Origin of the sequence: Mycolicibacterium sp. TUM20985, from assembly GCF_030295745.1 — a bacterium.
In the GTDB taxonomy this organism is placed as follows: Bacteria; Actinomycetota; Actinomycetes; order Mycobacteriales; family Mycobacteriaceae; genus Mycobacterium.
Map to the genome: position 1 here is coordinate 3416890 of NZ_AP027291.1, position 17074 is coordinate 3433963.

The 17074-nt window shown below is 67.9% G+C and carries 15 protein-coding genes; 7 read left to right on the forward strand and 8 right to left on the reverse strand.

Features of this window, described 5'->3' with window-relative positions; genetic code table 11:
- The first annotated feature begins 75 nt into the window (after window positions 1–75).
- Together QUE68_RS16735 and QUE68_RS16740 are read left to right on the forward strand one after the other, a co-directional pair.
- Window positions 76–1491 carry a molybdopterin-dependent oxidoreductase gene (locus QUE68_RS16735; RefSeq protein WP_286274155.1) on the forward strand — a complete coding sequence of 472 codons (1416 nt, stop codon included), beginning with the start codon at window positions 76–78 and terminating at the stop codon, window positions 1489–1491.
- A gap of 1 nt (window position 1492) precedes the next feature.
- A complete protein-coding gene (locus QUE68_RS16740) occupies window positions 1493–2044 on the forward strand; it encodes a hypothetical protein (RefSeq protein WP_286274156.1) in 552 nt (183 codons plus the stop codon).
- An 88-nt stretch (window positions 2045–2132) separates the two neighbouring features.
- Here the strand turns inward: QUE68_RS16740 and QUE68_RS16745 are convergent, their stop codons facing one another.
- Together QUE68_RS16745 and QUE68_RS16750 are read right to left on the reverse strand one after the other, a co-directional pair.
- The gene (locus tag QUE68_RS16745; protein ID WP_286274157.1) at window positions 2133–2915 is read right to left on the reverse strand and encodes a class I SAM-dependent DNA methyltransferase; all 783 of its coding nucleotides are present in this window, start codon (window positions 2913–2915) and stop codon (window positions 2133–2135) included.
- A gap of 298 nt (window positions 2916–3213) precedes the next feature.
- Window positions 3214–4107, reverse strand: coding sequence for a ferritin-like domain-containing protein (locus tag QUE68_RS16750; RefSeq protein WP_284229836.1), 894 nt, complete (start codon window positions 4105–4107; stop codon window positions 3214–3216).
- Between the two features lie 841 nt (window positions 4108–4948).
- Between QUE68_RS16750 and QUE68_RS16755 the strand changes: the two genes are divergently transcribed.
- Both QUE68_RS16755 and QUE68_RS16760 read left to right on the forward strand, forming a co-directional pair.
- Window positions 4949–6202 (forward strand): hypothetical protein, encoded by a 1254-nt coding sequence (locus QUE68_RS16755; RefSeq protein ID WP_286275850.1) that lies wholly within the window; start codon window positions 4949–4951, stop codon window positions 6200–6202.
- Between the two features lie 293 nt (window positions 6203–6495).
- Window positions 6496–7038 (forward strand): HD domain-containing protein, encoded by a 543-nt coding sequence (locus QUE68_RS16760; protein WP_284231431.1) that lies wholly within the window; start codon window positions 6496–6498, stop codon window positions 7036–7038.
- Between the two features lie 25 nt (window positions 7039–7063).
- Here QUE68_RS16760 and QUE68_RS16765 read toward each other — a convergent pair whose 3' ends face one another.
- Both QUE68_RS16765 and QUE68_RS16770 read right to left on the reverse strand, forming a co-directional pair.
- Window positions 7064–7534, reverse strand: coding sequence for an NUDIX hydrolase (locus QUE68_RS16765; protein ID WP_284229840.1), 471 nt, complete (start codon window positions 7532–7534; stop codon window positions 7064–7066).
- A complete protein-coding gene (locus QUE68_RS16770) occupies window positions 7521–8279 on the reverse strand; it encodes a helix-turn-helix domain-containing protein (RefSeq protein ID WP_286274158.1) in 759 nt (252 codons plus the stop codon). Before QUE68_RS16770 ends, QUE68_RS16765 begins: the two co-directional genes overlap by 14 nt.
- A gap of 239 nt (window positions 8280–8518) precedes the next feature.
- Between QUE68_RS16770 and QUE68_RS16775 the strand changes: the two genes are divergently transcribed.
- From QUE68_RS16775 to QUE68_RS16785, 3 genes are all read left to right on the forward strand, one after another.
- Complete coding sequence (locus QUE68_RS16775; RefSeq protein WP_284229843.1) at window positions 8519–8917, forward strand: hypothetical protein; 399 nt, start codon at window positions 8519–8521, stop codon at window positions 8915–8917.
- A 134-nt stretch (window positions 8918–9051) separates the two neighbouring features.
- Window positions 9052–10476 (forward strand): type IV secretory system conjugative DNA transfer family protein, encoded by a 1425-nt coding sequence (locus tag QUE68_RS16780; protein WP_286274159.1) that lies wholly within the window; start codon window positions 9052–9054, stop codon window positions 10474–10476.
- Between the two features lie 53 nt (window positions 10477–10529).
- Window positions 10530–11996 (forward strand): replication initiator, encoded by a 1467-nt coding sequence (locus QUE68_RS16785; RefSeq protein ID WP_284229846.1) that lies wholly within the window; start codon window positions 10530–10532, stop codon window positions 11994–11996.
- Between the two features lie 258 nt (window positions 11997–12254).
- On the opposite strand, the gene QUE68_RS16790 is transcribed toward QUE68_RS16785, so the two are convergent.
- From QUE68_RS16790 to QUE68_RS16805, 4 genes are all read right to left on the reverse strand, one after another.
- Window positions 12255–12626 carry a hypothetical protein gene (locus QUE68_RS16790; protein ID WP_284229847.1) on the reverse strand — a complete coding sequence of 124 codons (372 nt, stop codon included), beginning with the start codon at window positions 12624–12626 and terminating at the stop codon, window positions 12255–12257.
- Between the two features lie 403 nt (window positions 12627–13029).
- A complete protein-coding gene (gene istB / locus QUE68_RS16795) occupies window positions 13030–13827 on the reverse strand; it encodes an IS21-like element helper ATPase IstB (protein ID WP_286274160.1) in 798 nt (265 codons plus the stop codon).
- Window positions 13824–15356 carry an IS21 family transposase gene (istA, locus tag QUE68_RS16800; protein WP_286274161.1) on the reverse strand — a complete coding sequence of 511 codons (1533 nt, stop codon included), beginning with the start codon at window positions 15354–15356 and terminating at the stop codon, window positions 13824–13826. Before istA ends, istB begins: the two co-directional genes overlap by 4 nt.
- A 266-nt stretch (window positions 15357–15622) precedes the next feature.
- Window positions 15623–17068: a recombinase family protein gene (locus tag QUE68_RS16805; RefSeq protein ID WP_286274162.1), complete on the reverse strand. Its 1446-nt coding sequence runs from the start codon at window positions 17066–17068 to the stop codon at window positions 15623–15625.
- Between the last annotated feature and the right edge of the window lie 6 nt (window positions 17069–17074).

The following is a 17074-nucleotide window of genomic DNA, read 5'->3' on the forward strand; positions in this document are numbered from 1 at the left end:
CGATTAGTCGGACCCCCACCTTCGGTCGCGGACGTTCCTCGTTGATCGCCTCTTTACGGACGTAAGGTCATCGAGATGACGACCTCTGGACCGCCGCCGGGTGACACCTCCCCACCTCGGGAGCCGACGGCGGCGGGTGACCCAGCCGCACATCCGGAGCCAGAACCCGACGGCGATGGTGAGGAGCATCTCGGCGGCTACGGCTTCCCGGCCGGGGCGTGGCGGACGCTGGAGAAGCATCCGCCGCCGGGGTTGTCGAAGATCCGGTGGCGCAGCCCGCTGCGGGGGCCGTGGCTAACGTCGGTGTTCGGGTCGGTGCTGTTGGTGGTGTTGCCGGTCGTGATCCTGACCGGGTTGCTGTCCTACATCGCCTACGGTCCGAAGTTCGGCCAAGCCATCCCCGCCGAGGTGGGGTGGCTGAAGCTGCCGTCCTTCGATTGGCCGACCCGGCCGTCGTGGTTGTACCGGCTGAATCAGGGTCTGCACGTCGGTCTGGGGTTGATCATCATTCCGGTGGTGCTGGCCAAGCTGTGGTCGGTGATCCCGCGGCTGTTCATCTGGCCGCCGGCCCGCTCGATCGCCGCGGTGCTGGAACGGATCTCGCTGCTAATGCTGGTCGGCGGGATCCTGTTCGAGATCGTCACCGGTCTGCTGAACATCCAGTACGACTACATCTTCGGGTTCAGCTTCTACACCGCCCACTACTTCGGGGCGTGGGTGTTCATCGCCGGGTTCCTCGCCCACGTCTGCCTCAAACTGCCGAAGATGTGGCGCAGCCTGCGTTCTCGGTCGCTGCGCAGCGTCCTGGCGACCTCGCGGGCCGACACCCAACCCGAACCGATGGACGAGGACCGCCTCGTCGCCGCCGACCCCGATCCGCCCACCCTGAGCCGCCGCGGCGCGCTGGCCGTCGTCGGCGGCGGTTCGCTGCTGATCGCGGTCCTGACCGCCGGACAGACCCTCGGTGGGTTCACCCGGCCCGCCGCGCTGCTGCTGCCCCGCGGCCGCAGCTACGGCAACGGACCCACCGACTTTCAGATCAACCGCACCGCCGTCGCGGCCGGCATCGACCCGGCCACCACCGGTGATGGGTGGCGACTGCAACTGTCGGGTGGCCCGAACCCAGTGATGCTGGACCGGGCCGCGCTGGCCGCGATGCCGCAACACACCGCGGTGCTGCCGATCGCCTGCGTCGAGGGGTGGTCCACGGTGCAGACCTGGACCGGGGTCCGGCTCGCCGATCTGGCCGCCGCAGCCGGTCGCCCCCGACCCGGCTCGGCGATGGTGTCCTCGCTGGAGAAAGCCGGAGCATTCAATCACGCCGTCCTGCAAAGAAATCAGGTCACCGATCCCGATGCGTTACTGGCGTTGAAGGTCAACGGGGCGGACCTGTCAGTAGATCACGGCTACCCGGCCCGCGTCATCGTCCCAGCGCTGCCCGGTGTGCACAACACCAAATGGGTGGCCGCCATCGACTTCCGGGACACCTGACATGCCGACACCGGTTCAGCGGGCGCACCGGCTCTACGGCGCACGCCTGGGGCATCTCATCGTTGTGCTGGGGTCTTTGGCGCTCGCCGGTTATACCGTCGCGGTCCTCGGGGTGAGCCAGCTCGTCAACCCCATGGTGTGGTGGCAGTCCATCGCAGTGTGGTTCGCCGTGGCGGTGATCGGGCACGACCTGATCCTCTTCCCGCTGTACGCGCTCGCCGACCGGCTGTTGTCACGAACGCCGAGGCCCTCCGTCGAGCACTCTGAGGCAACTGGGTCCGTGCCCGGGCCCGTACCGCTGATCAACTATCTGCGGATGCCGACGCTGGCCGCGGGTCTGCTGCTGGTGATGTTCCTGCCCGGCATCATCGAGCAGGGCGGCCCGGCCTTCACCGCCGCCACCGGACTCACCCAAGCACCCTATTTGACCCGGTGGATTCTTCTCACCGCGGCCTTCTACCTGATCAGTGCCCTCTGCTACGGCGCGAAAACACTGTTGCGGCATCACGATTCGGCACCCGCTGCGCCGGTAGAATCGGCGCCCGCCGGGTGACGCCCCGTGGTTCGCCCACACGACTCGTCGATGTCCGCGTGCGTGCAGCGGGGCGGTTCTGGGTGGCCACCGGGTGCCCTCTCCTGGGTTAGACGGTCAGTACCGCGATGATCCGGGAGTGGATGTCGACGATCTCGGCGACGTTGAGTCCTGCGGTGTTGGCGATGACACGAAGTTCGCCGGGACCGACACGCGACCAGGGAAACCAGTGCCCCACTTGGTGTTCGGTCTCCCAGCGCAGCATTTCCCGACCTGGCAACGGTGAGCGGGAATCGATTTCGGCGATGACGCTACCGCCAGGGGCGAGCAGGTCTGCGACGCGCCTCAAGATCTTAACGGGGTCGCCGCCGATGCCGATGTTGCCGTCGGCGAGCAGGATGTGGTCCCAGCAGCCCTCCGCAGGCAACGGCCCGAAAACGTCTGCGCGCAGCGCGGTGCCGCCGCGGGCACGGGTCAAGTCCACCGCGGCCTGTGAGGTGTCCACCCCGAGTGCCGCGTGTCCGCGGCGCTGCAGAGCAGCGGTGAATCGTCCGGGGCCACACCCCACGTCCAGAGTGGGACGCTCGGAGCAGTGCGCGAGGATGTGATCGTCGGCGACCTGGTCTGCGGTGGTGGTGTTAGGTCCGGCGAACCACCGTGTCATGGGCAGGTCTCGGACCTGTCCGTGGTGATTGCGCGCCCAGCAGTCAGCCCCGCGTGCCGCTGCCCGATAGATCAGGTCCACCGTGGGGGCGCTGGCGGTGCCCTCGGCAGTGGCGACTACCGATGACGGCCAGGGCCGCAGGGAATGACTGGTGGGGCACCCGGCTCCGTCGCGCCGCGGGGCGGTCAGCTCGTCATCACCGCGGCGGTCCGTGCCACGCAGTGTCACGCGGAGTCGCATTTCCGCACAGCGCTCACCCCAGGAGAGGCGCAGCGACGAAGCTCAGCGTCACCTGGTCGGAGACGGACGGGGGTGGTGAGATCGGAGTGTGGACGATACGTCGCCGCGGGCAATACCGGGTCGTGGGCCGGGAGCACTCGTTCTCCTAGATGATCCGCAGTGTCGGACACAGATGTGCCGCAGGTGCCCGGCGCTTCGTCCCGGCGGCACCGACGTCGAGAGTCAGTACCACCGGGATCTGAAGCAAGACGGAGGGGTGGCGGACGGATGGGCGAGGGGGGCTGCGTCAGCCGCCGGTCTTGAGGTCGCCGTTGGCGCCGGCGGGGAAGAATCCGCCGGCGCTGGCACCCTTTTTCAGGTAGACGATGTCGAGGACCTCGCCGGGGGTGCGGCCGAACGCGATGCCGTTGCCGTCGGCGGGAATGAGGTTGGGGCCGCTGATGCCCTGGTCCTTGCCGCCGCCGAGGCTGCCGCGGGCGTTGGAGATCGCATCGGCGGAGGTTTGCAAACCCATGTTGTACAGGGAGGTGCGGATGATGCCGGCGTGGTAGGCCTCCACGGCGAGGATCCCGGCGGCCGCGTCGAGGAACGTCTTGCTCGAGATCAGGGGGGCGGCGCCTTTGTAGGCGGTGACGCCGACATCTTCGAAGACGAAGGCGCCGAGCAGAAAGTTCTGGTCGTTGGCGTAGACGTCGAACGTTTCCCCGGGCTGGATCAGCCCGGCGGCCTGGGCGGCGGCGGTGAAGCTGGCGTCGATGTCGATGGCTGGGCGGGCGACGGCCGCCGACCCGAGGGCACTGCGCAGGTACGCGACGTGTTCGCGTTCGTCGTCGGCGATCTCCTGGGCGTAGCCGCGGATGACGGGATCGGAGAACGGGACCGCGCGGCCACCGGAAACGGGGCCGGGTGTGCCGACACCGCCGACGAGGTTGTCGGGTAGGCCTTGGCCGTAGACCGCGCGCTGATAGAACTCGGCCTCGAGGTATTCGAGGTTGAGCGCAAAGTTCAGGATGGCGCCATCGGAGATGGCAGGTGCGGCGGAGGCGGTTCCGGCGCTGGTCATCGCCATCGCACCCGCGCCCAGGGTGCTCAGACCGGCGGCTCGCAGGAACCGGCGCCGCTCGAGAGGGTTTTCCGAACTGTGGTTGATCGCGTTCCTGATGAAGGCCTTCTCGAACATGGACTCGCCCTTTCACGGTGCGCAAGCCGCGGCCGCGGCGGGTCAATGGATTGTCAATACCCACGCGACCTTCACATAAACCTTCGACGTCCGCCTAGCAAACTCTAAATCCGTCACCGCGCAAAAACACATTGCCGAGCCCCGGTCGCCCGGCAGGCATCGCAGCACACAGTGCAGGGCTCCGGCAAGCAAGGCCAGTGCTCCGGGGCGACACCCTGCGCTGCCGTGCAGGGCAATCGCCCCGAATCGAGGCCTACCGCCTCCGGTGATGGTTTATAATGCGACACACGATCAGCCGCGCTCCCCGCCTCGCTTCGGGCGGCGCTGGGAGTCTTCGTGAACCACTCATGCCCCACGCCCGTTCAGTGTCCGCAAACGAGGTCTATCGCGCCGGAGCATCGGGATGGTCCAACAGCGGGCCATGACTAGCAATCGTTTGTCGTGAAGGGTTCGTCGTGCACGCTCGCTCGCTGGTATCGCGCTCTCGCCGGGGTGGCACTGCACCCCGGTGTGGGGTCGGGGGCCGCCCGATTTCTAGCCTGCGCGCAAACGGTTACGGGCTGATTCTGGACAGGGTGCTGCTCGTGGTGGCAGTCGGTGTCCGGGTGTGTGGCCGCCGATGCAACTGAGGTCACTGCGGCGGGTTGGCGCAGCGGCGCCGCAGGGGGTGTCCCTGCCAATGGTTCATCCACCGGCCCCTGCAGCGGGCGATGGTCCCGACACCGCTCTAGGGCCAGCTGCACGCCGCGACTGCGGGGTCAGCCGTGACGTGCGGTGGGCGTTGGCCGCTGCTGCGGTGGTGACGGCGGCGTTCGTAGTCGCCAGTCTCCGTCTTGGGTGGATGACACCGGTGGCCACCGACAGCGCCGGGGTGTTTCACGACTTCGGTGGTTCGGGGGCGCCGCTGTTCGCGTGGTGGCAGCCGCACATCGGGTGGGGAACCCCGATGGCGGTCACGGTGGGCGCCTGGGTGATCGTCGCTGGTCCACGTGTCGCCCGGTCGGTGTCGTGGCGGTTACTGCCCGCGTTGTCGTGGGCCGCGTCGGTGGCGTGGATCGTGTCGCTGGCGATGATCGACGGCTGGACCCGCGGCATCACCAGCCGGTTGACCTCGCGCGATGAGTATCTCTACGAGATCCCCCGCGTCAAAAGCCTGGGACCGTTCCTGTCGGAATTCACCCGTCACATCGTGGATGGCCAGGCCGAGTCGTGGACCACGCAGACCTCCGGGCATCCCCCGGGCGCCCTGCTGGTGTTCCTCGCGCTGGACCGTGTTGGGCTGGGCGGCCCGACGTGGGCCGCCGTGGTGTGCATCGTGGTCGGCGCCAGCGCGACGGCGGCCATCCTGGTGGCCCTGGCCGCGTTGACCAACCCTGAGACCGCCCGGCGGTGCGCCCCGTTTCTGGTGCTGACCCCTGCGGCGGTGTGGATCGGGGTGTCGGGCGACGGATTGTTCGCCGGGGTCGCCGCGTGGGAATTGGTCTGGGTGGCGCTGGCAGCCACCCGCACCGGCGTCAGCCGTCACGGTTACGCGCTGGCGGCCGGCGTCACCCTCGGTGCGTGCCTCTACCTCAGCTACGGACTGGTGCTCTTGGCGGTTCCGATGGTCGCGATCCTGATCACCACGCGCACGCTCCGCCCACTGCCTGGAGTTCTGATCGGAATCAGTGCGGTCGTCGCCGTGTTCACCGTGTCCGGGTTCTGGTGGCTCGACGGCTACGAGCTGGTGAAAGTCCGCTATTGGCAGGGCATCGCCCAAAGGCGACCGTTCGCCTACTGGGGGTGGGCGAACTGGGCGTCGCTGATTTGCGCTGTCGGGCTGGCGGTCCCGGCGTCGCTGAACCGGGTCCTGACGGCCGCGCGGCTGCGCGCCCGAGACCCGATCACCTGCCTCGTCGTCGGAATGCTCGCTGCACTGGTGCTCGCTGATCTGAGCCAGATGAGTAAAGCCGAGACCGAACGCATCTGGCTTCCGTTCGCGGTGTGGCTGACCGTCGCCGCCGCCACCCTGCCGCTACGGACTCAGCGGTGGTGGCTACTCGTCCAGGCGCTAGCCGCGTTGGCCATCAACAGCCTGCTGCTGACCAACTGGTAGGCCCGGGACGTGGTTGACGGCATTTCCATCAGAGCGGTGATCGTTTAGGCCGACGCGGAGGTCGATGTGCCGAGGACGACCAGACCCACGAACTGGCCCACCTGCGAAGCACAGTGCACTCGATAACAGTAAAGAAAGTTCTCACAGCGCGGGTGTGAGCACTGGCGTCGTGGTCGTCCTGGGTGGCTGATCTGGTGTAGGCCGTGGTGGCGGACGGGAGCGCCAGCGGACGGGAGCCGCCACGGCGTGTGCTGGTCGGGCTGGGGCAGGGTCTGCTCGGTAGTCTGGCGTTCATGGATGGCGTGCTGAAGGTGCGGGCTCGGCGGCTGGCTGAGGTGCGGCTCGCGTCGTTGGCGACTCGGTTGGCGCATGTCCGCGGCGTGGCGGGTGCGGCTGAGCGACTGGTGGAGCGGATCGGTCCTTTGGAGTCGGAGTCGGTGGTGGCGGCGGCGTGGCTGCACGATGTCGGCTATTCGCCGTCGGTGCGGTCGACGGGATGTCACGCGATCGACGGTGCCATGTTCGTGCGCGCGGAGGGTTTCCCGGCACTGGTGGTGTCGCTGGTGGCCTATCACACCGGGGCGGTGTTCGAAGCGCGTGAACGTGGGTTGTCCGCGGAGTTGGCTGACTTCGCGGTGCCGCCGGAGTTCTTGCTGGATGTGTTGACGTGTGCGGACATGACGACCGGACCGGACGGCGCGCCGGTGGCTGCTGATGATCGGCTCGGCGAGATCTTGTCGCGGTACGGCGAGGACGATCCGGTTCATCGGGCGATCACGTTGTCGGGGCCGTTGTTGTTGGCTGCGGTCGCTCGGGTTGACGCGCTGACCGGCTGAGAAGACGACGGTAGCGCCTGCTCTGCTAGCCGAGGTAGGGGGCGGCGCGGTGCTCAAGGTAGTGCTGGATGCGTAGCCGCATGGACGGGTGCATGGTCAGCGCGGGAATGTCGTCGGGACTGGTCCAGGCGATGTCCGTGCTTTCGGAGTCGATGAGAAGGGTGCCCCCGACCAGTCTGGTCGTGAAGCACAGCGAAAACTGTTGCCGGACTTCTCCGTCGGTGTAGGCCATCACGTGGTGTGGGTTGGTGTAGACGCCGATGAGGCCGGTGACTTCGACGTCGAGTCCGGTTTCCTCTTTCACTTCGCGTACGGCGCAGTCGACGATCGATTCGCCCAGGTCCATCCCGCCTCCGGGCAATGCCCACAGGTCGTTGTCGCGGCGTCTGATCAGCACGATCCGAGCCTGGTCGTCGATCACGACGGCGGTGGTCGACGGCACGACACTGTTGGCCGGTGGCGCGTCGGGATCGTTGTAGTGGTCAGTGCGGGCCATCTGTCGTCCTTCCACTAGCTGAGTTGGGGGTGTGTGTTCGGATGGGTTGTGCTGTGTCCCAGGCTCGTTGGAAGGCGAGCAGGTGGTCGTGCCACAACTCGGGTGCATCATCGGCTCGGATGACGAGGGCGGGATTGTCGCTGGCGGGGGCACCGTAGAGGTGCGGGTTGGCGATGAGGGTGCCGTCGGCGCGGAACATCGAGGTGTACAGCGGCGTGGTGTGGGTGCGGATCTCCAGTCCCGTCGTGCCTGACAGTGGTTGCAGGCGTGCCAATGTCATGCGGCAGCGCCCGGCCAGGTTGGAGCCGATCTCCTCTTCCTCGCCGCGTTGCGCGACGGCCTCGGAGTCGGGGTCACCGATGACGAACCGGATCGACACGCCGCGTTCGGTGGCCGCGGTGAGCAACTTGTGGAAGCGCGGTATCGCGTCGAAGAGGAACGTGCCGCCGTAGACCAGGATGTCGATCTGCTCGCGGGCGGCGCCGAAGAGTTCGGTCCACACGGTGACCGGAACATCAGCGCGACTGGCGTACACGCTGACCGCGACGGTGCCCGCGCTGGGCGGGGTCAGCATCGGGAACAGGTCGGGCCACAGCTCGGCTGGCTCACACTGCAGGGCCTCGGCGACGCGGCGCGCATTCTCCGGATACGGGACGGATGTGCCGGACAACCACCGTTCAACGGTCTTCGCGTCGACCCCCACGCTGTCGGCGAGCGCCTGCACGCTGATCCCGTGCTGGGTCATGCGCTGACGAAGAGCGCGGTGGGGCGATGGCGAACCCGAGTCCTTCCCGACCACCCGATTGCCCCCTTACTGCCTGTGACATCCCGCTCACCGTAGATGTCGATGCGCTGTCCGAAGTGTGGCACGCAGATGTCTGAAGATGCCACCAAGATGCGGTTCCGATGCCCTGGATGTCCGGCTGAAGTGGTCATTACGGCCCGATTAGCGGCCGGACACATCGAGCAAAGGGATTGCGACACATGAGGCTTCGGATCGACACCAACGGGGTGCAGTTCTTCTGCACCCGCGCCGCCGAGCAGCGGACCGTGCACGAAACCGGTGCACCACGCATCGACAAGGAGACCGGGGCGGTGCTCTTTCAGGTCCAGGTGATGGCCCTCGACAGTGCCGGCGGTGAGGTCCTGGCCGTCACCGTCGCCGGTGAACCGGCGGTGCGGGTAGGCGAACCCATCACCGTGGAGGGGCTGATCGCGATCCCGTGGTCCCAAGGCGACCGCTCCGGGGTGGCGTTCCGGTCCACCTCCATCCGGGCGGCCGGGGCGTCGGCCGCCGGACTCGGTGTCGGTTCACCCGCGAGTACCGGTAGCCCAGAGGGAACCGGCCGGCCGACCGCGCCGGGCACCAAACCGACCCCCTGACCCCCGTCGTTGGCGCCTGCCGCGAAGGCCACCGTTGTCGCGGCAGGCACCGACGAAACACCCATGCGTAAACCCCCGTTCACCACATCCTGGACGCGTTCCGCGCGGACGTCTTCGGAGAGGACGACACCACCGTGGCATCGAACCGCAAGAGCAGCAACGGAACCGAGCACGACGACTGGCTCGGCGACCTCCTCGTCGGCGCCGTCGGGCTCGCCGGGATCGGGCTGTGGCGGTTCGCGCTGCGATGGCCCGACCTGGCCGCCGTCATCGCCGTGACCGTGGTGACTGCCGCGCTCGCCGATCTGCGGTGGGCCTGCGTCGTCGGGGGTCTTGCCGCAGTGCTGGTGTGGGGGTGGCGGCTGGGCTGGCCGGACTCCTACCAGGACTGCGTCGGGCGGCCCGTCGCCGACTACCGCCGCGCCTATCTGGTGTACCGGCGGCGCTGGCGCACCATTTGCGAGCATCACGGCCTGAGCATCAGCCCGCGCGGGGACCGCGGCGCTGACCCGGTGCTGCCGACGCTGCGCGAGGTCCGCATCGGCGCGTGCGTCGACATCCTGGTGGTGCGGCTGCTGGTCGGGCAATCGGCCAAGACGTGGGAATCCACCGCTGACGGTTTGGCAGCAGCGTTCGGCGCCCACACCGTCGTCATCACCGCCGGACCAGTGGATGCGGGGCGGGGCCGCGACATCGTGGTGCGGGTACGCCACCACGACGCTCTGGTGGCACCGATCCCGTTGCCCCGACCCCGGCCCGACACCCGACCCACGTTGGCTCCGGTGGCGGTGGGGGTGACCGAGGACGCCACACCGTGGACGCTGCCCGTCACGGGACGTCACATCTTGATCGGCGGGGCGACCGGCGCCGGGAAGGGCAGCGTCATGTGGTCGCTGGTCGCGGGCTTGGGACCGGCGATCCGCTCCGGGTTCGTGGTGGTGCGGTGCATCGATCCCAAGGGCGGGATGGAATTCGGGGCGGCGGCACCGCTGTTTGAACGGTTCGCCCACGACCAGGACCACATCCTGTCGGTCCTGCGCGACACCGCCGCCACGATGCTGGCGCGGGCGAACCGGCTGCGCGGCACCACCCGCCAGCACCGGCCCAGCCGGGCCGAACCCCACATCGTGGTGCTCATCGACGAGCTGGCCACCCTCACCGCCTACGTCACCGACCGCAAACAACGCAACGAGGTCGACCAACTCCTAGGTCTACTGCTGTCCCAAGGACGTGCGGTCGGGGTGTGCGTGATCGCCGCCGTGCAAGACCCATCCAAAGACGTGATCAGTCTGCGCCAACTGTTCCCGATCCGGGTCGGCCTGCGGATGACCGAATCCACCCAAACCGCGATGATCCTGTCGAGTGCCGCGCACCATCAGGGCGCACGGTGCGAAGACATCCCCGATCACACCCCCGGGGTCGGCTACGTGCTCACCGAAGGCACCACCACCGTGGCGCGGGTCCGGGCTTACCTAGTGACCGACGCCGACATCAACTACCTGACAACACACTTCACGCCGTTGCCTCGCCCCCACGGCGACCCGGCCGGACAGAAGTAGCCGTGGCGATCACGGCGAGGACGCTCCCTTTCCTGGGCTCGACCAGTGGCGACATGGCCCTGAACTCTGACATGTTTCCGGGCGTTCCCTCGACCGTCGATCACGCCCATGTGCTCGCGCAAATGGTGCGCCGGGCAGCCTCACCCGGGTTCGAACGCTGGTGGCACCGCGCCAAGACGGCGGGATTCTGCGCCAACCCAGTCCAGCTGACCGGCAGCGACCACCACGGCGCGATCAGGGTGTGGACGCGATGCAACAACCGCCGCGCGGTGGTGTGCCCGTCGTGTTCCGATCTCTACGCCCGCGACACCTGGCAACTCGTGCACGCCGGCATCACCGGCGGCCACCACACGATCGCCGCCACCGTCGCCGACCACCCCCAGGTCTTCGTCACGTTGACCGCCCCCAGCTACGGTCCGGTACACACCGCCCCTCGGGGAGCCGGGCACCGGGGCGCACGCTGCCATGAGTACCCCCGCAGCGGTGAGACGCGCTGTCCACACGGTAGCCCGTTGTCCTGCAACCAAACACACGGTGCCGACGATCCGCTGGTTGGGCAACCGCTGTGCGAGCGCTGCTACGACTACACCGGCCACGTGCTCTTCAGCTGGCACCTGCCCGAACTGTGGCGCCGCTTCACCATCACCGTGCGCCGCGCGCTGCGCCGCAGCTTGCAGGACGCCGGAGTCACCCCCGATGCCGTGCGCATCAGCTTCGTCAAGGTCACCGAAATGCAGCGCCGCGCCATCCCACACCTGCACGCCGTGATCCGCCTCGACGGACCCACCGAACCCGGACAGTCGCCCCTGCCGCCCACCGCCGGCGTCGCGGCTCCCGAGCTGGCCGGCCTGGTGCTGGACGCCGCGCGCAATGTCACCCTGACCGTCGCCAACCCCGAGGCCGCGACCGACACCGGCGACCGGACGCTGCGATTCGGCACCCAGATCGACGCCCAACCGCTCACCACCGCCGGACCCGCGGACCACGACGACCTCACGCGCGGAGTCCGGTCGGGCCGCACGATAGCCGGATACCTAGCCAAATACGTCACGAAATCGGTCGCCGAATTCGGTGTCGCCGTCCGCCGAATCTCTCCGCTGGCCATCCCCACCCTCGAGGTCACGCCGCACGTGCGGGCCATCCTGAGCACCATCACCGTCCTCGCCGAGCACGGATTCCCCGACATGATCCGGTGGTTGCACACCCTGGGCTACCGCGGGCACATCACCACCAAGTCCCGCCAGTTCTCCACCACCATGGGCGCGCTGCGCGCCCACCGCGCCGCCTGGACGCACCAACAATCACTCAAACACTCTGTTGGAGAGCACTATTCGAAGCCCGGGGCCAGGCAATCCTCCGGTGACGTCGAGTGGACGTTCGAACCATCGGCAGGGCATCGAACCCTCGGCGACCTGGCCCTGCTCACCTCGGCCGCCCACCGTGCCATCGAAGGCCGCCACACCGCCCGGGATGCCCGGCGGGCCCACCACCCGCCTGAACCATCGGACGGCCTGCCGTGACCTCCGTCTACACCGAGGAAACCGCTGTCCCGCAGTGCGCCTCACCGCAGTCCGCGTCATCCGCTCGGCCCTACGGCCACGAGGAATTCCTCGCCTGGCTCACCGCGTCGTGTCAGAGCCAACACGTGCCGCTCACCATCAACGACCCTGCCGTCATCGCGCACGTCGTCGCACTTCTCGGGGCGCCCAGTCCCGAACGCCGTTCCTGCGGCAGTCCCGAAGGTTTCAGACGTGCCGCGGTGACGGCTACAGCCAGTTCTAGTCGGCGTCGGTGACGTGATCGGCGCCGGCGGCTGCCAGCAGGGCGTCGCGGGCTGGGTAGAGCAGGTCTTCGGCTGCCTTGAAATCCAGCGCGGCATCGGCGAGCAGAGCTCGGCCGGCGGGATGACCATGCGCCGCAAGTGTTTGTGCAGCGGTTCTCACGGCCTCGGCGTAGCCCATGAGCGCAACGGTGTAGCGGGCAGTCGCCATCGGAGTCGCGCCGCCGGGACTTTGGAGGTGGCTGGCCATCAGGCCCTGCCAGTCCTCGATCGTGGCGCGGTCGAAGTAGTACAGCGCGTTGAGTATCCAGCCTTGCCAGCGCGGCGGCCGGTGCGCCGAAGAGCGGAACGGAAGCGGAGGAGTCACCATGGCGTCAAGCGTAGGACCATGGACGGACACCTCAGCCGATTCCCGTTTGAACCCAACGGGCGGACGTGACCACCCGGGTCACACCACCGACGACGCACGCCGACAGACTCGGCACACAGCTACCCACCAAGCTCGATGTCTTTGGCGCCACGTAGGTCGATCGGGTGCGCTGACCTCATTCCTGGCATTCATCCGGGTAGTGGCCGCAGTGTGCGGTTCGGGGATGGCTGTCCAGGTTCGACCCCTGGGCGACCGCGTAGCGGCATGGCCTTGACAGCCATCGGCGAACCGTTCACCACGATGGGCCGGCACGGAAGGGACACCAGGGTGACTCACCACGCGTTTGTGCGTTTCGTCAAGTGATTTGGCCCCACCGTCGTCATGAATTTTGGCCCCACCTGGTCTAGCTGGCGCGCTTGGCTCGGGTGGAGGTCTTGCTGGTGCGTAGTCGGTAGGACTTGGTGCCGGTCTCGATGATGTGGGCGTTGAAGGTGACGCGGTCGACGATGGCGGCGACCAGTCGGGGGTCGGGAGACACTGTGCCCCATTCGCTGAAGGGCAGGTTGGTGGCGATCGCGACCGAGGCCCGTTCTTCGCGTTCGGTGATGATTTGAAACAGCAATTCCGCTCCGCGAGGGTCGATTTGGACGTATCCGAGCTCGTCGAGGCAGAGCAGGTCCAGGCGCCCGTAGCGGGCCACGACACGGGAGAGGACCCGCTCGTCGGCGGCTTCGACGAGCTCGTTGACCAGCTGCGCGGTGGTGACGTAGCGGACCCGGCGCCCCTGCTCGCACGCCGCCAACCCCAACCCGATCAGCAGGTGGGACTTGCCGGTCCCGGAGTCACCGAGCAGCACGACCGGTTCGCCGGCATCCATGTAGTGCCCGGCGGCCAACTGTCCGATGGTGGCGGGTGCGATGCCGGGGACGGCGTCGATGTTGAACTCCGCCAACCGTTTCAGCCTCGGGAATTTGGCGTCGTTGATTCGCCGGGTGCGGCGCCGCTCGGTGCGGTCGTCGACCTCGGCGGCCAGGACTTCGGCGAGGTAACGCAGATGGGTGTGGCGTTCCCGGTCGGCGATCTCGGCCAGGCGGACCGCTTCGGCGCGCACGGTGGGCAGGTGCAACTCGCGGGCCGCGGCGCCGATGGAGGCTTGGGCGGCGGCGTCGACGGTCGTCGTCTTGCTGGCCGTGGTGGTCATGAGTCGCTTCCGGTGAGCAGGTCGTCGTAATCGGTCAGCGAGGGTGGTGGCCGGTCGTAGCGGGCCAGACCGTCGATCGTGGCCACCGGTGCCAGCGGGGCACTGGTGTGGCGTCGGACGTCGATGAGGACCGTCTCGGGATCCAAACATCCCGAGGCGACGGCCCGGTCCATCGCGGCGATCAGCGCGGCGGCGGTCATGGTGCGGTGTGCCAGCAGGATGGCGATCAGGGCGCGGGTTCCCTTGGCGTCGCCGCGGGCGGATCGAGCTGCATCCCAATAGCTTTGATGCGATGCGGTGAACACCCCGCGGGCCTTGGCTTGGGCCAGTGCGGTCGCGCCGGGCAGCGCCCCGGGTTTGGTCTTGAGGACCTCGAGGTAGTGATCCAGGCACAGCACCTCGACGTAGCGTCCGACCGCTCGTTCGTGGTGGGCCACCAGTCGGGGTCCGTCGTAGACCTCGACGGTCCTCGCGGCCAACCGCACCGGGAGGCGTCGCCCGGCGTAGCGGGCGGGGACGGAGTAGAAGCATTGCCGCACAGACACTCTGGCCCGGTTGTCGACCCGGGCGTTCAGCAGTCGGGCGCAGTCGAACGGCTCCGCCGGTAGCTCCATCAGAGTGGTGGACTCCAGTGCGAACGCTCTCCCGATGGTGATCGGGCGACCGGTGATCACCCGATCGTCGTCGAGGAGGTCAGCAGCGCCGATGACCTCGTTGAGTTCTGCCAGCGAGGCGACCTTCGGAACGGGGACCAGGTGGCGCCGCCGGAAGCGGCCGATCTCACCCTCCACGCCGCCCTTCTCGTGGGCACCCTCGATGCCGGGGCGGCAGAAGAACGAGTCGAATCCGTAGTGGGAGCGCAGCGCGGTGAACCGTTGGGATTCGGTGCGGTCCCGGCCCTTGAGGACCCGGATGACGGCGGGTTTGAGGTTGTCGTACCGGATCCGGCCGGGCACACCGCCGAAGTATTCGAAGGCCAGCACGTGACCCTCCAGGAACGCTTCCTGGGCTTGGGTGCCGAACGCGACGTGAAACGCTTTGCCCGAGTGCGACAGTCGCATCACGAACATCCAGCACTTCACCACCAACCCGGCGATCGTGGCGTAGAACTCACCGAAGTCGACCTCGGCCTCAGCGCCGGCCAAATGTGTCTGCGGAATCGACACCTCCTGCTGGAGCAGCCCCAACTCCAGCCGGCGGCGTGCGACATGACGCGACACCGTCACCTCCGAGCACGTGGCCTGATGCTCAGCGACCAAACGCTGCCAGACCCGGCGAGCGGTGTGGCGTTGCTTGCGCGGAGCGTCCTCGTCGGCGATGAGCCAGCCGTCGATCAGCGTCGCCCACTCGTCGATCGCCGGCCGGGGACGTACCGGATAGACCTTCCGCGGCGGCGGGACCGCGTCATCGAGGGCTTGGCGGACCGTTCGTCGGTGCGTCTTGTGTCGATCGGCGAGCTCGCGAATCGACACCTCACCAACACGGTGGTCTCTCCTGATGTTCTCGAACAGTTCCACGCGTGACCGCATCCTGACCGACCTCCCTGACGACGGCCGGGGACGGCGGGCGACAGGAACGATCTGAACGAGGGTGGGGCCAACATTGGTGACGACACACCGCACCCCACCCGAGACGAATGCTCACCACCCCGATGGGGCCAGAATTCGTGAAGAACGATGGCCAAAGTGGGGCCAAGTCAGGTGACCACACTCACGTTTGCTGCGGACGGACAGTCGATGTGCTTCTCGGAGGCACGCTCAACGCCGAGGACGTGGACGGGCACGGCGACCCGCGGTTACATGCGCCAGCTGGGTTGGACGCGGTTGATGTCCAGGCTGCGCGATCCGGGGGTACCGGGGGCGATGACGGCGTGGTCGAGGATGGATTTGATGATGGCGTGCTGGCGGTCCAGACCGAGGTCGGGGTCATCCCATCGGTCGCGCAGCTGCGCGCCGGTGCCAGCCAGCTCGTACAGGCCGCCGGTGTCGGTGGCGGTGGCGATCTGGCGCCGCGTATCACCGATACGGGCGGTGATCGGGTCCCGCGCGGTGATCCACTCTCGGGCCGACACCGCACCCTCGGCATACAGGGACGCCAGCTCGTCGAGGCGGGCGGTGTCGGCGTCCAACCGGGCCGACAGGGCAGCGACATCGGCGTCAACGGTGGATCTGCCGGACAGTGCGTCGGCGAGCTGCGGGGAATCCAGCCGGGCCAGCACGGCGTCGGTCAGCAGGTCTTCGACGGGTTGGGCGACAACGGTCAACCGTCCGCAGCCACCGTGGTCAGGGCCTTTGAGGCAGACGTAACGGCGCACCCTGTTCGTTGGATTGGTATGCCGGGCTTGGGAGTACAGCCGATTGCCGCACCGCCCGCAGCGCAACATCCCCGACAGCAGGTAGGTGCGCGGTGCCCGCGTCTTGGTCACGGTGCGCGCCGCCATCCGGGCCAGCACCCGATCCCGTTGCGCCGGAGTGATGATCGCTGGCCACACCGCCGGGCCGATCACCTGCCCGTGATGCTCACGCAGCCCGGCGATCCGGCCCGAGCCGAGGATCTGGCGGACAGCGGTGGTCTGCCACGACGTGGCGATCGCCGGCGCAACCTTGGTGTCGTTGAGCCAGATCGTCAACCCGCGCAACGATTCCCCAGCAAGATAGCGCTCCACCATCTCCCGCACGACCGCGGCCTCATCCTGGCGCACGGTGATCTTGTCGTCGTCGTAGCCGAACGGCCGCGCCGAGCCATGCGGCAACCCTTTCTCGGCGTTCTGCAACAACTTCCGGCGGACCCGGGCGGATTTGCGGCCGGATTCCTTGGCGGCGAATGCGGCGAAGATGCGGGCCATGAACAACCCGTCGTCGTTGCCCAAATCGATGTCCGCGGTCACCGTCGCCACATCGCGCACCCCGGCGCGTTCGCACAGCGTGACGAAATCTTCCAATTCCACCGGGCGGCGGTGCAGCCGGTCCAGGTTGTAGACGATCACGCCGTCCCGATCGCCGGAGGCCAGATCGGCGAGCATCCGCTCATACTGGCGTCGCGGTTTCCCCGAATACGCGGACACGTCGTTGTCGACGTACTCCGCACCGACCGGCCAGCCGCGGTCCGCGGCGAGTTTGCGGCAGTCCTCCAGCTGCCGTGTCACCCCCAACGACTTACCGTCCACGTCGGCCGAAATTCGGGCGTAGATCGCCGCGGAGGTCACTCCGACCCGCTGAACAGCCGTTTCCCGTTTCGCCATGAGGGT